Annotated in this window: 12 protein-coding genes and 1 pseudogene; 12 read left to right on the forward strand and 1 reads right to left on the reverse strand. The window is 64.1% G+C overall.

What is annotated here, in order from left to right:
• Positions 1 to 4: 4 nt before the first annotated feature.
• The 6 genes from CKW46_RS03175 (at position 5) to CKW46_RS03200 (ending at position 8148) form a co-directional block, all read left to right on the forward strand.
• Positions 5 to 1078 (forward strand): MCE family protein, encoded by a 1074-nt coding sequence (locus CKW46_RS03175; RefSeq protein ID WP_240274453.1) that lies wholly within the window; start codon positions 5 to 7, stop codon positions 1076 to 1078.
• On the forward strand, positions 1071 to 2117 hold the full coding sequence (locus tag CKW46_RS03180; RefSeq protein ID WP_015354007.1) for an MCE family protein: 1047 nt from the start codon (positions 1071 to 1073) through the stop codon (positions 2115 to 2117). Before CKW46_RS03175 ends, CKW46_RS03180 begins: the two co-directional genes overlap by 8 nt.
• Positions 2114 to 3226, forward strand: coding sequence for an MCE family protein (locus CKW46_RS03185; RefSeq protein ID WP_117437002.1), 1113 nt, complete (start codon positions 2114 to 2116; stop codon positions 3224 to 3226). The genes CKW46_RS03180 and CKW46_RS03185 overlap by 4 nt, the downstream gene beginning before the upstream one ends.
• Entirely contained in the window at positions 3223 to 4350 is a 1128-nt protein-coding gene (locus CKW46_RS03190; RefSeq protein WP_015354008.1) for an MlaD family protein, read from the forward strand. Before CKW46_RS03185 ends, CKW46_RS03190 begins: the two co-directional genes overlap by 4 nt.
• A complete protein-coding gene (locus CKW46_RS03195; protein WP_117437001.1) occupies positions 4347 to 5585 on the forward strand; it encodes an MlaD family protein in 1239 nt (412 codons plus the stop codon). Before CKW46_RS03190 ends, CKW46_RS03195 begins: the two co-directional genes overlap by 4 nt.
• A gap of 694 nt (positions 5586 to 6279) precedes the next feature.
• Entirely contained in the window at positions 6280 to 8148 is a 1869-nt protein-coding gene (locus CKW46_RS03200) for a PE family protein (RefSeq protein WP_482052802.1), read from the forward strand.
• Positions 8149 to 8314: 166 nt separating this feature from the next.
• On the opposite strand, the pseudogene CKW46_RS03205 reads toward CKW46_RS03200, so the two are convergent.
• Positions 8315 to 9518 (reverse strand): annotated as a pseudogene (locus tag CKW46_RS03205) (ISAs1-like element IS2404/ISMul1 family transposase).
• Between the two features lie 619 nt (positions 9519 to 10137).
• On the opposite strand from CKW46_RS03205, the gene CKW46_RS03210 reads away from it, so the two are divergent.
• Genes CKW46_RS03210 through CKW46_RS03235 form a run of 6 tightly spaced genes read left to right on the forward strand, consistent with a single transcriptional unit; the run spans position 10138 to position 13774 of the window.
• A complete protein-coding gene (locus CKW46_RS03210) occupies positions 10138 to 10266 on the forward strand; it encodes a hypothetical protein (protein ID WP_015354011.1) in 129 nt (42 codons plus the stop codon).
• A 59-nt stretch (positions 10267 to 10325) separates the two neighbouring features.
• A complete protein-coding gene (locus CKW46_RS03215) occupies positions 10326 to 10628 on the forward strand; it encodes a WXG100 family type VII secretion target (protein ID WP_117436702.1) in 303 nt (100 codons plus the stop codon).
• Between the two features lie 33 nt (positions 10629 to 10661).
• Positions 10662 to 10949, forward strand: a complete 288-nt coding sequence (locus CKW46_RS03220) for a WXG100 family type VII secretion target (protein ID WP_015354013.1) — start codon at positions 10662 to 10664, stop codon at positions 10947 to 10949.
• Positions 10950 to 10974: 25 nt separating this feature from the next.
• Positions 10975 to 11340, forward strand: a complete 366-nt coding sequence (locus CKW46_RS03225) for a hypothetical protein (RefSeq protein ID WP_482052803.1) — start codon at positions 10975 to 10977, stop codon at positions 11338 to 11340.
• Positions 11341 to 11347: 7 nt separating this feature from the next.
• Positions 11348 to 11719: a hypothetical protein gene (locus CKW46_RS03230; RefSeq protein ID WP_238559479.1), complete on the forward strand. Its 372-nt coding sequence runs from the start codon at positions 11348 to 11350 to the stop codon at positions 11717 to 11719.
• Between the two features lie 3 nt (positions 11720 to 11722).
• Positions 11723 to 13774, forward strand: a complete 2052-nt coding sequence (locus CKW46_RS03235) for an EspK C-terminal domain-containing protein (RefSeq protein ID WP_482052804.1) — start codon at positions 11723 to 11725, stop codon at positions 13772 to 13774.
• The last annotated feature ends 106 nt before the right edge of the window (positions 13775 to 13880 follow it).

Raw genomic sequence — 13880 nt, forward strand, 5'->3', positions numbered from 1 at the left:
GCCAATGACTAGTCCCCGGACACGAACACGACGCGGCGCGCTGCTGTGGGTGGCTTTCTTCTTGGTGGTCGCTACGGCGTTGACGTGGATGGTCTATGTCACGCTGCGCCACGACGTCAAAGGCCCCACGGCCCGCTATGGCGCCCTGTTTACCGATGTTTTCGGGCTTCGTGAGGGTGACGATGTCCGGGTCGCGGGGGTGCGAGTTGGACGGGTACAGAAGGTCGAACTCGACCAAACGCTGGCGCGCGTGTCGTTCATCGTGCAGCAGGGCCAGCCGATTCTCACCGACACCATCGCATCGATCACATACCAGAACATTGTCGGTCAGCGCTATCTGGCGCTTGCCCCCGGCCGCACCGGTCGCGGCATCCCGATACCGCCGGGCAGTGTCATTCCGGTAGAGCGGACTGAGCCATCCTTCGATATCGGCACGCTACTCAACGGCTACGAGCCGCTGTTCGCGGTGCTCGATCCGGATCAGGTCAACAACTTCACCAAAGCGGTCATTGCGTCACTTCAGGGCGACACTTCGGCTCTTGCCACCCTTGTCAACCAGACATCAACGCTGACAGCGACTTTCGCCGGTAACGACGACGCCCTGGCCAACGTGATCGGCAGCCTCGACAGGGTGGCCGGCAGCCTGGCCAGCCAAAGCGCTGAATTCGAGCACACGATCGCGCAGACGCGCCAGATGGTCTCCCAATTCAACAGCAGGCGTTCGGAATTGGTCGAGTCGACCGGCAACATGGCGGCGGTGGTCCGTCAGTTGGGCGGCATCCTCGCAGATGTCAACCCGCAAATCCGTCAAATCCTGGACCGCCAGCCCGGTTACACCAAGCACCTGCTGGACATCGAACCTCAGGCGGCCTTCGTGGGAATGAATACTCCGCTGTTACTCAAGGGCCTGGCCCGCGTGTTCGGTCAGGGCACCTACATGAATGTGTATGGCTGCGATGTCAACTTCTACGGGTACTTCCCTGGCCTCAACGACATGGTCCCTATCATCGTGGCCGCGGCGACGCCCGGTGGAAAGCCCATGTACACCCCGAAATGCAGGAATGTCACCGATGGCTGAACGAATAAAGCACCTTCGCCCGCGACTGCGCCCGCTGGCCTCGTACAACAAGACCTGGCTCGGATTCGTTGGGCTGTCACTGGCAGTAGTCCTGATTGGGGCGCTGCTGCTGGTCAAGCAAGCAGGCATCGGCTATCGGCGCTACACAGCGGAGTTTCTGCAAGCGGCGTCCTTGCAGCCGGACAACGTGGTCTCGGTGGCAGGTGTACCGGTGGGCAACGTCATCAGCGTTCGTCTGGCAGGCAACCATGTTGAAGCTCGATTGCGGGTCAAGGACAATATTGCGCTCGGCCGCGACACTCGGGCCGCAATCAAGATCACAACAATTTTCGGTTCCCGCTACATCGACCTGCATCCGACGGGTGCTGGTGTACCACCGGGCCAGACAATCGATTTGGCCCACACCGAGGTGCCCTACGATCTGCAGGCGGCGCTGGCCGACTCGACCAGAACCTTCGAGCAGGTTGACGGTGATCGAATTGCATCATCGCTGACCGTCCTCGGCCAAGCGCTGAACGGTCTGCCAGACGTCTTTCCGCAAGCGCTAGAGAATGTCCGCGCGTTGTCTTCGGTGATTTCCCAGCGTCGCGACCAACTTGGGACACTGCTCAAGAGCACGCAGAACGTCACCTACATATTGCGTCGCCAGCAATCCGACCTCGGCAGCATGATTCGGCAGGGCCAAGACCTGATCGGAGAGTTCGTCGCACATTCAGCGGCCTTCCACGCAATGATGCAGGCCTTGACGCAGGTCGTCGGCTCGCTGCGCACAATCGTGGTCGATGACCGGGCCGCGCTTGAAGATGTCGTCCAAACGATGGAGCAGCTCAGCGCAAAACTCGCCGAACAGGATGCGCTCTTCAGGAACTTGTTGGAAATCGCCCCAGTGCCGGTCAGGGAGCTGGCCAATGCGTCCGGCTATGGCAATGCGTTGGAACTCAACGCGGCCGCCGGACCGCTGGTCGACTCGTGGATGTGTGCGATTAGCGGCCGCGCCAAGCAGTTCGGTTTGATCCAATACTTCAAGGACTGCGCATGACACACCGGCACAACCTAATTCGGGTTGGTGTAGGCCTCGTGGTCGTCGCCGCCCTCGCGTGCGCTGGCTGGTACGGGTTGGCCCGCGACCGCGGACCGATCGTGGTGACGGCCCAGTTCGACAGTGCCGCTGGCCTCTACGAGGGCAATGCAGTGGCAGTGCTCGGAATACCGGTGGGGCATATCACCAAAATCGTCGCGAAATCCGGCTACGCCGAGGTGGAATTCACTGTCGACCGCGCGGTGCAGGTCCCGGCGGATGTGCAGGCGGTGACCATCTCGACATCAATCCTCACCGACCGCCAGATCGAGCTGACTCCTGCCTACCGCGGTGGGCCCACGCTGCGAAATCACGACACCATCGGGCTGACCCGTACCAGGGCACCCGTTGAGTTCGACCGGGTCCTCGGGATGCTGGACAGACTAGCCAGCTCTCTACAAGGAGACGGCCGGGGTGGCGGTCCGGTGGCTGGCGTTCTCGATGCCGGGTACGACGTTGTGAACGGCAATGGGCAGCACCTCAAGGAGGCGTTCGACGAGCTGTCGAAAGCGTTGCGGCTCAGCGCCGATCGCGGAGTGCATACCCGTGAACAGATGACCGCGATTATCGAGAATCTCAGTTCACTGCTGGATGCGGCGGCGAAGAATGACTCGACGTTGCGGCAGTTCGGATCGACCGTACGCCAACTCAGTCAGATCATGGCCAACGAGGGCTTCGGTTCTGGAACCAGCGGCCAGCAACTCAACGCGTTGATTCAACGCACTGAAGACATTCTCAATGCCAACCGCGAAGCCATCGCACGCGGAATTGCCAACGGCAACACCACCATACAGTCGGTGGTTGATCGGCAACGGGAGGTCACCGAGTTCTTCGATGTGCTGCCGTTGATGGCCGACAACCTGTACAACGCGGTCGATCAACGTAACGGTTCGATTAGAGCCCACCAACTGACCGACCGCATGATCTTCGACTCGCAGTTTGGCAAGGAGGTATGCAACCTGATGGGTTTGCGGCAGCTTGGCTGCAGTACCGGCACCTTGCAGGACTATGGGCCCGACTTCGGTCTGACCTATGTGCTCGACGGTCTCGCCGCGATGGGGCAGAAATGATCAGGCGGCTATCCGGCAGGCCGCGTTGGCGGTTGGGGATTCTGGCGACCGTGCTCGCCACCACTGCGTGTTCCACGAATGGGTTGGCTGATCTGCCACTTCCGGCCCCGGGCCTGGGTTCGGGCGGCTATCGGATAACCGCCATCTTCGCAAATGCGCTCAATCTGAACGAACACGCCAAGGTGAAGCTCGGCGGCGCAGACATAGGCCTCGTCGAGTCGATGACGGCTCGCGACTTCAACGCGGTGACCACGTTGCGCATCAGGAGCGACGTGCGGGTGCCGGTGGGCAGTGGCGCCGAACTGCGCACCGCAACACCGTTGGGGGACGTCTTTGTGTCGATCGTCCCGCCGAGCCAGCGTGCTGCGGATACCCCCACGCTCCAAGATGGCGACACCATCGCGCTGAACAAGACCGCGACGGCGGCCACCGTCGAATCGGTACTGAGTTCGGCGGCCATTCTGATCAACGGTGGTGTGGCTCATAACTTGACCAACGTCATCAATGGGCTGGGCAAGGCCGCCGGCAATGACGGCGAGGTGTATGGCGAACTGATCCGCAAGTCCAATGAATTGCTGGGAAAACTTGACGCCCGAACCGGGCAGCTCGAAGACGCGATGTCGCAAACCGAGCATTTGGCCGCCGAACTCGACCGCAAACGAGAAGTGATCGCCGAGTTGCTACAAGCCACCGACCCGGCCACGAGCGTACTGGCAGCAGATGCCAGCCAGATCTCCGACTTGCTGTTATTGATGGGGGGCGCGGCCACCGAGCTGAAGAAGTTCCCGTCGATTGCCGGCACTGACAGCAGCGGCAGGAGCGTCATCAAGGACGCCAATGCTGTTGCCGCCGCGTGGAACGATGTGGCGCTGGACCCCGACGCACGGTTGTCGGCCTTGTCGAATTTGTACGCGCCATTCGTCAAACTCACTGCGGGCAACTCAATCTCGGGCAGCGCCGGGATCGACAGACTGGTCCTTGGTTCCATTCCGGACATCGGGTTCGGCGGGGACCCAGGCCTACATGGCCCCAAGCGGTACGACTGGCGCAAGTTCGTCGGTTCGTTGAAGTTCACGCTGTGGCGACTTCAGGAGCGCGTTGTCGGTCAGGGGCCGCCGCAATGACCGACGTCGAACCCTCCTTGACCAACATGCGTGGCGGCCGACACACCTGGCTGTCATGCGTTGGTTTGTTGCTGACCCTGGTGGTGTCGGTCGCCTACCTGCTAATCGGTGTGCTGCACGTCAGGCCGTTGGCTTCCAACTACGCCCTTACCGTCGAACTGGGCCAGTCGGGCGGGTTGCTGCCCAACCAGGACGTTGCCCTGCACGGCGTGCAAATCGGTAAAGTCGAGTCACTCGAGATCTCTCGGACCGGTGTCACGGCCATACTGCGAATCAATGCCGGCGTGCGCATTCCGGTCGCCAGTACGGTCCGGGTATCGGCGTTGTCACCGGCGGGCGAACAATACGTTGACTTCAACGCCACCTCTGGTGAGGGCCCCTTCCTCAAGAACGGCGACGCGATCTCACAAGATCGCACCACCACACCGGTGACGCCTGCCGAACTCGTGCAGCATGCCGATGGCGTACTGGCCCAGATCGATCCAGCCAAGCTGGCGGGGATCAGGCGTGAGTTGAACCTGAGCAAAGCAGCGCCGGAAAAGTTGACCGCGATTGTCGACGGCGGGGTCTTCCTCATCTCCACCCTGGATTCGGTGCTACCGCAAACGGTCAGCCTGCTCAGGAACAGCCGCGTGGTGCTATCTGCTGCTATCGATGTGAATGACGGCATCGACGCTACCGCTCGCAACGTTCATCAACTGCTAACCGGCGTTTCGTCCATGGATGACGGGTACCGCCGCATGGTCGACCAGACACCGGGGGTGCTAGAGGCCGCGGACAACCTGTTCAGCGATAACTCCGACACGATGGTCCAGTTGCTGGGCAACCTGACGACCGTCGCAAAATTGTCGTATCTTCGAGTACCCGCGCTCAAAGCGTTGTTTCCGGACTACCGCGGTTCGGCGTTGGAAGCATTCATGAGCACCATGCACGATGGCGGACTCTGGGCCACGGCGGACTTGTATCCGCGATACACCTGCGATTACGGCACGCCGAGCCATCCGCCTTCGGCAGCGGATTACCCGGAGCCGTTCCTGTACACGTACTGCCGCGACGACGATCCGGCGGTGCTGATCCGGGGGGCTCGAAACGCGCCGCGACCGCCTGGCGACGACACCGCCGGGCCGCCACCGGGGGCAGACCTGGGAGCGACCACCGGCCCCACACCGCAAGGCCGCTTTACCATCCCGACCCCCTACGGCGGACCAAGGCTGCCGATCGAACCGCCGCACTAACGATCAGGGTTCGGCCACACCGTGAACAAACAGACCCCATGCCCACCGCGTAACCACATCGCCCCAGGTGTGGGGCTAGACAGCGGCCGCCGGCCTACCGAGACATGGCTCGGAAACAAAATGCGCATGGACATCGGCCGAAACGGAGCAGTCCCACCCTGACCGACCGGCCCAGTTCGCCTTGGAGTCATCCAACCCGGCGCATCGTGGGTTACCGGCTACTGCGAATCCTGGAATGCACGCTCCCACGACGGATTCCCGGGATTCCCGGGATTCCCGGGATTCCCGACGACCGAAACCTTCGGCCTACCTCTCATGGATTTTGGCCGGCGGATGGGTCCGCCACGCCTTGTGGAAGCCCATTCACCGAGCGATGCTCCTTGCCGAATACGCGCGACCGTTTGGCGCAAACGTCGGTCACTCCAACAATTTCCGCTGCTCCGTCAGGGGCGAACCCACGCCAAAGTCCCGGCCACCACCGGAGATGCGGCTGCTGCTGCGTCTCCCGCGTGAGACCTGGAACGAGGCCTGCCGGGTTGTTAGTGCTGGTCTCGGGCTTGTGTTGAGACAGCGTTCGTATCGTGCTGCGAGAGAAGGTATTTCGTCTTGTCGGAATTTGCTGAAAGCAGCGTCGCGGTACTGGCTGCCCTGGCTAGCCTGACGCCACGAATGGCAGGGCGGATGGAGGCGCGGCATGACATTTCTCAATGTGCTCCCCGAGATGGTGGCCGCCGCGGCCGCAGACTTGACGAACATTGGTTCGTCGATGACTGCGGCTAACGCGATGGCGGCCGCGTCGACCACGACAGTGCTGGCGCCCGGGGCTGACGAAGTGTCGGTGGCGATTGCGGGGTTATTGCGCTTACACGGGCAGCAGTACCAGCAGTTCGGTGCGCACCTGTCTGAGTTCCATGCCCGGTTCACACAGATGTTGAGCGCTGGGGCCAACGAGTATTCGCAAGCCGAGGCGGCCAATGCCACGTTCACGGCCAGTTCCCTGCAGACTTTGCCGCTAGATGTGCTGAACGCAGTCAACGCCCCCTTCCAGGCGTTCACCGACCGCCCGCTGATCGGCAATGGTGTCGCCGGTGCGCCCGGCACCGGACAAAACGGCGGAGCGGGTGGATGGCTGATCGGCAACGGCGGGGCAGGAGGCTCGGGAACACGCCCGGGCCTGGGCTCTGCCGGCGGTACTGGCGGGACCGGGGGAGCCGCCGGACTGATCGGCAATGGCGGCGCCGGTGGCGCTGGCGGTGCCAGCACTAGCGGAGTCGGCGGAGCCGGCGGCGCCGGCGGGGCGGGCGGATGGCTCTTCGGGGCCGGCGGCACCGGTGGTGCCGGCGGGCTGACGGTCGGCACCACCGGGGGACAGGGCGGCGCCGGTGGCGCCGGTGGGTTGTTCGGGCCCGGCGGTACCGGTGGTGCTGGTGGTACCAGCTTCGTGGACGTGGGCGGGGCTGGTGGTGCCGGTGGGGACAGCGGGTTGCTCAGCGGTCTGTTCGGGACCGGCGGTGGTCACGGAGGGCTCGGTGGAGCTGGTGTTACCGCCGGAGGCGACGGGGGTGCCGGGGGTGACGGTGGACCGTTGATCGGTCGCGGCGGTGACGGTGGCGCCGGTGGACTCAGCAATAGCGTCGACGCCGTCGGCGGGGCCGGCGGGGTCGGCGGCAGCGCCGGCCTAGTCGGCGACGCCAGGGCCGGCGGGTCCGGCGGCAGCGCGGGGCTGTTGTGGGGCAATGGCGGCGGCGGCGGGGCAGGTGGTCTCAGCATCGCCAACACCAACGGGACCGGCGGTGTCGGCGGGGCAGGCGGGGACAGTGGCTTGCTGGGCGCTGGTGGGGCCGGCGGGTCCGGCGGCACCGCACTGCTTGGAACGGGCGGCACCGGCGGCGCCGGCGGCGCCGGCGGGATACTTGGCGGGACCGGGGGCCAGGGCGGCATAGGTGGATTCGGTGAAACCGGCGCGGGAGACGGGGGAAGCGGCGGCATCGCGGGCCTGTTCGGTAGCGGTAATGCCGGCGATGCCGGCGGTTACGCCAACACCAGCGATGGCGGGCAAGGTGGCCAGGGTGGCGATGGCGGCGTGATCTTCGGTTACGGCGGCGCCGATGGGACCGGAGGCGTCACCCCCGGCGGTACCGGTGGAATCGGCGGGGCCGGCGGCTATGGGGGGCTGCTGTTTTCCGGTGGAGGAGTCGGCGGAGCGGGCGGACTGGGCCCAAGCGGTGGATCCGGCGGCACCGGAGGCCACGGAGGTTGGTTCGGGGCCGCCGGGACCGGTGGCAGCGGCGGATTCGGCTTTTCGATCGCCGGCGGAGCGGGCGGGGCGGGTGGCGACAGCACCAGCGGAGTCGGCGGTGCTGGTGGCGCCGGCGGGGATAGCACGGTCACGGGCGGCGCAGGCGGGGATGGTGGCGGCGCGCTGCTGTTGGGCAACGGCGGCAACGGCGGTAACGGTGGCGCCGTTGTTACCGGCGGCACGCCAGGCGGCGGCGGCAACGGTGGCACCGGCGGTCTGCTACTCGGTGCAGACGGGTTGAATGGGTTGACCCAGACGATGTGAATTGCGCGCGCCGCCAGGGCGTTCCGGAAGGCGGTAGTCCCGATCCGCGGGGCCCGCTAGCCCGCACTGGGCCGCCGATTTTGCTGACTTCGTGCTTGCGTGCCAGATCGGCGCCGTCGCTTGGACACCTGAGTCTGGGACAGCCCCAGGGCTCCGGCGTTGTTGATTAGCAGGCTTGTGAGCTGGGGAATTGTGGATTGAGGAGGTCTAGGTGGCGGTTGGCGGTCAAAGCGGTGATCCGGCAGGCTTCGGCGATGTTGTCGGCGCCGTTGAGGCGGTGCAGATTGATCGCGGTGTTGCGTAGCGTTGCTAGGACCTGTGCGCCGTTTCCGGTATGTGCCCTTTGATGGTCTTCGTCGAAGGTGACGTCGCGTATCCAGTGCAGGCTGTTCTCGATTCCCCAGTGTTGACGCATCCAGGTCATGATCGCGGTAGGGCGGGCGTGCTCGAACGGCAGGCTGCAGATGGCATAGACCACCTCCACGCTGCGCTGGTCGGTGGCGGTGATCAAGCGTTCACGAGTGATCCGGATGATTTGTTTTGCGTAGGGGAAGCCGATTCCTCGTGCAGCGGTGATGATTTGCAGGGTGCGGGTCTCGACACGGCCGTGGCCGCGGGAGTCGTCGGTAGCGGCTGTGGGCACCTCGGCCCAGGGCAGCGCGGTGATACGCGCAAGTATTTTGGCTTGGTTGGACTTGACGATCATCAGGTAGTGCGACTTCAAGGTGGCGCAGATCAACTTCGCGGTGACGACCTGGGTATGCATCGCATCCACGGTGACCAGCCACCGCAAGCTACCCGGCAGCAGCGTGAGCAGGGCATGTACGCAGGGAATTTCATTGCTTTTCTCGGCGACAGCGAGTTGACCGAGCACCAATCGGGCACGGTGGGTGAACACCGACACGAGATGCGTGGCTGTCGCTTTGGCGCGTAAAGGCACCACGCAGCATCTTGCCGTCCAACGCGATCGGCACCAATCCACTGGGGTCGCTGCTGGCCACGTGTGCAGTGAAGTAACTGCCCATCCTGGCGTTGAGGTCGGCGGGGTCTAGCCGAGACAAAACAGCGCGGAAGGTCTTCTCACTGGGCCGCCGGAACCGGACCCCTAATTGGGCCAACACATCATCGGGAGCGGTGGCCGCCCATGTGGCAAAACCAGCATAGCCGCGCATCCCCGCGGCAGTGGCCAGAACCGCGATCGCCAACAAAGCCATCAGCGAATACCTCCGACCGCGTGGGTCCCTCGGGTCTGGCACCGAGGCCAACACATCGAGAAACTCCGATCCGATGAGCTCGCTGCGCTCACCAGGACTCCAGCGGTCGAACACCTCTGGAACCGACGACACAGGCAATACTGAAACGGTAGGCACGGGCAACTCCAGACCAACGACGAACAGTAACCAACTCGATCGTTCTCCAGATAGCCCGTGCCTACACTCCGGCCCCAATAGCGCGGCACCAAAGATCATCAACCCAGCTCACAAGCCTGCTAGTCAACAACGCCGGAGCCCTGGGGCATGAGTGATGAATTGTCGGGCGGAGAGCCGACGAATTACGGTGTCGACAGTGATGAATTCCGGCATCCAGCGCAGGCGCGTCCCGTCGCAAACGGGGGCCTCTAGCAGGATGTTTACTGACCGGGCCGGATGGCGGCCAGCGCGCAACGATGAATTGCCTGGCCAAATTGATGAATTAAACTGCGGTGCTGGTGAATTTCACCGATGGCCATTAATAATCTTCAGGTATTTCACAGTCAAAATCGTTGAGCTAATGCGCCGGATAATGATATTAGGTTATTCCTAACCGGTGCAGAGACCCGGAACAGTGCAACCGCGATCGGCGAGCTATCGCGCAAGCGCCTGACTCGAGTGTCTGCGCGAGCCCGCTTGACCACGCCCGTGGAAGCGGGCGCCAACGTACCAACAAGAAGATCCTCGGCATCACCAACGTCGTTGCCGCCGAACATGAGTCGACGGTGAGGAGGGCGACATGAACCACATGAACCAGCTGATCGCCGCGGCGACCGGATGCGTCCAGCCCAGCGTCCCCGGCACACCAGGCGCCCGGCCCGCGACACCAGACCCCAACCCGGCCAGCACCCCCGGCGTCATCGAGTGAGATGGCCGTGCTCGGCCGGCAGTTTGACCCGCATTGTGAAAAGGAGAAGGTGATCGCCCATGGCGGAGATGAAGACCGATGCCGCGACCCTGACCGGTCAGGCCCGTCAGTTCGAACGGATCGCTGATGACCTGAAAGCCTCGATCCGGCGGGTGGAGACAACCGCGGCCGGGTTGCTGCTGGCCTGGCGCGGTGATGCCGGCCATGCCGCCCAGGCTGCGATTGCGCTGTATCACCAGGCGGCCACCCAGCAGGTCAAGAAACTCGATGAAATCTCGACAAAGATCTGGACTGCCGCGCAGGACTACACCGACACCGATGACCACGAAACCGGCTTGCTGTCAAACCAAATGAACTTCTAGTCCCCTCCTGAGCATCAGAAACGGAACAGCGACATGGCAGTACTGCACTACAACTTCGCCGCCATCGAGATCGGGGTTGCCGAAATCCAGGCCGAGGTCATCAAAACCCAAAAGCACCTCCACGACGCCAACCAGGTTCTTTCCACCCTGACCGAGGTGTGGGGTGGCAGCGGCTCTGAGGCCTACCAACAGGTCCAACAGCAATGGGATAGCGCCTCTGCTGACCTCAACGCCGCGCTGCAGGCCCTCGCGCACGCCATCCACCAGTCCAACCAAGAAATGCTGACCACCGAAACAGGCCTCGCGGCCCTGTTCGCCTAGCCCACCAACAGCCAATGACAAACACATGCACAAGGATCCGCGAATGACGACATCGAAGAACCCAGTCACTGTCGATGCCCCTGTCCTGGCGGCTGCCGGGGACGCGCTGCGGGGTCTCTCGTTTCCGTCACCGCCGAAGCCGCCGATCGGGCTGGAAATGGACTACGCGGTGATCGCGGCCAATGAGGTGCTGCCGCACATCTACTTCGCGGTGAAGGACGTGCTCAACACCGCTCAATCCACCCTGCACCAGTTGGGCTCCAACATCGTCACCGCAGCCAACACCTATACGAACACCGACAAAACGCTGGGTGAGCAGCTCAGCCAGTACAAGTTCCAACCGCCGGCGGCCGCGAATCAGGCGCCGGCGGGTACTGGCGTCGAGGACTGACGCAAACATGACGAGACGTCCAGATGTGCAGGTGGCGCCCAAAGGCCTGACGCCGAAAGGCGCCGAGTTGGAGGTGCAGAGCGCGGCGGAAGTCCTGACCCTTTCGGGCGACACGTGGCGGACCTCCTGTACGGGCGGAAGCCAGGCGCCGCAACAACTTGCGCAGGGTTTCGAGCGGGCGGCCAAGAACCATCGGGGCACCGACCGAGCGGCCCGGGTCTGGTGTGCGTACCTGCAAGAGGTGCTGGAATCCGCCGACCCGCAGATGCCAGCCGAGCTCGATGAGCGGCTGGCTCGAGCGCTGCCGCACTTGCACGGCATTCTGTCGGCCCTGGCCGACGTGATCGATGAGGGTTTTCAGATCGTGAGAGGTGGCTAGGCGATGCCGCAGATAATCAAGAAACCGGACACTCCCAACTCGGAGGCGATGCTCGAACCGAACGGGTGGCCGAACGTCTACGAGCTCGACCTGATCAACCAGGCCCGTGATTACTTCATGGCACACAAGCAACTGAGCGAAGTGCACTCGGCTTGTCTCAAGCAGATGAGCGAGATGTTCACCAAAGATGTCTGGTCGGGAGATGCCGCTGAGGCCGCCCACGCCAAGCTCAGCGACTTCAGCTCGCGGCTGGAAACCGTGGTCAAACAGCTGTTGGGCGTATACATCTGGTACGGCGACATGGCCGCGCTGCTCATGACGGTCAAGAAGCGAATCTGCATGCTCGTCATAGAGACTGAAGCGGAGGTGGACGAACTCGAGGCGTCCGCGGAGGAAAACCCCGCAGCGCCCCTTCAGATCATGGCGCTGCTCGCTGAGGCCAACGCGTCGAACACCGCCATGGTGGTTACCGTCGCAACGGCGCTGCAGACGGGCTTGGGATTGATCCCGGAGGACATGTTCCCGGCGATCGATATGAACTCACCCGCGGATTACCTCCCCGATCTCGACCCGCCGCTACCGCCGCTACCCGCGCCGATCTCCAACAACATCCCCAAGCCGATAAAGCCACTACTGGGCCAGCAAGAACAGGCTTCGGACTCGACGTCATCGGACACCGTGCAACCCACGTCGGGGAGCACGCCGGCAGCCACCTCGGTGCCGACTTCGGGTGCGACGGCCGCGTTGAGCCCGCTGTCGAGTCTGAGTTCACCGTCGTCTCTGGCGTCGATGTCGGGTGCGGGAATGTCGGGATCCTCGGCGGCCGCCCCTCAAGGTCCGCCTTCCTCGGAGCCGGACACGTCGGCAGCCGAGCCGGCCGCTGCACCGGTGCCCACCGGTGGGGGTGGCGCGCACCCGGGTGGACAAGGGATCCGGCCCCAGTTCTTGGGGCCGGAGGTCGGGGCGAGTTCCCCAGTACCGCAGGCTGATCCGGCGGCCGCCGCGTCGGGCGCTTCGTCAGCCTCGGCGGCACCGACGACATCGATTGCGTCGGGGGGTGCCGCCGCGGGGCCGGGCGTGCGTTCGAGTGCTCCGGTAGCCGGCACCCGATCGGGTCGAACGCCCACCACACCGGCAGCAGACAAGTCAGCGGGCAAGGCCCCGGTGGACGCCCGATCCACTGCGGATGGGGACTTCGCCGGCACCGCCGAGACGATGGATGCTGATGCGCTGGTGGCGATTCCGGTGGCCGCCGCGCTGGCGGAACGTGATGCGATCGCTGCGGCCTCGACGCCACGCACCAGCGAGGCGCCCGATCCATTGGCCCTGGCCCGACGCATCGCCGCGGCGCTGAACGCACCCGATGTCGGCGGCACCGATGAATTCGGGTTCTTCTGGGTCACCGCTGTGACCGCCGACGGTGAGATCGTGGTGGCCAACAGCTACGGGCTGGCCTACATCCCCGACGGGGTGCACCTGCCGGCAGCGGTGCACATGGCCAGCAGCGACCGGGGGATCGCCGCCAGCGAGCGGGCCCGCTGGGCCACCTACCCGGTGATGGCCGTGCAGGGCTGGGCCGCCCATCACAACGCCACGCTGCGCGCGATCATCGCCACCGAAGAACAGCTGGTCAACTGCGATCCCGGCGTGCCGAAGATTCTGCTGCAACCCGACGAGATCCCCGACACCGGCCAGATGAGCGGTCGAACTCGGCTGGAAGTGGTGGACCCACGCGCGGCCAAGCGCCTGGCCGCGACCGTTGATGCGCGTCTGATCGACTTGTTACCCGCCGCACCGGCGGATGCCAATGCGCCGGTCGATCGACGCCACAGGTTGTGGTTCGAGGTACTCAAACCCATGGGCAGCGAGTGCGCGGGCCGCGAGATTGCGCGCGTGGCCGAGTTCTACAACTACGCGGCCCACAGCCAAGAGATTCTGCTTTGGCGGGCACACAACGCCGTCGACGCCGACGCCCAGCGCGCTGCGGTGACCGACTGGCTGTACTGGCTGTACATCACCGCGCAACTCGACAGCGCACAAGCAATCGCTGCCTGATGGGGGTCGGCTGCTCACGCCCTGGCCGAGCCGGCACTCGGCCAGGGTGTGAGTGGGCAAGGTGGTCCCTCGGGGCGCAGCTGACCGCGTCAACCATCGGAGGTAG

It is taken from the genome of Mycobacterium liflandii, from assembly GCF_022354805.1.
Lineage (GTDB): Bacteria > Actinomycetota > Actinomycetes > Mycobacteriales > Mycobacteriaceae > Mycobacterium > Mycobacterium marinum.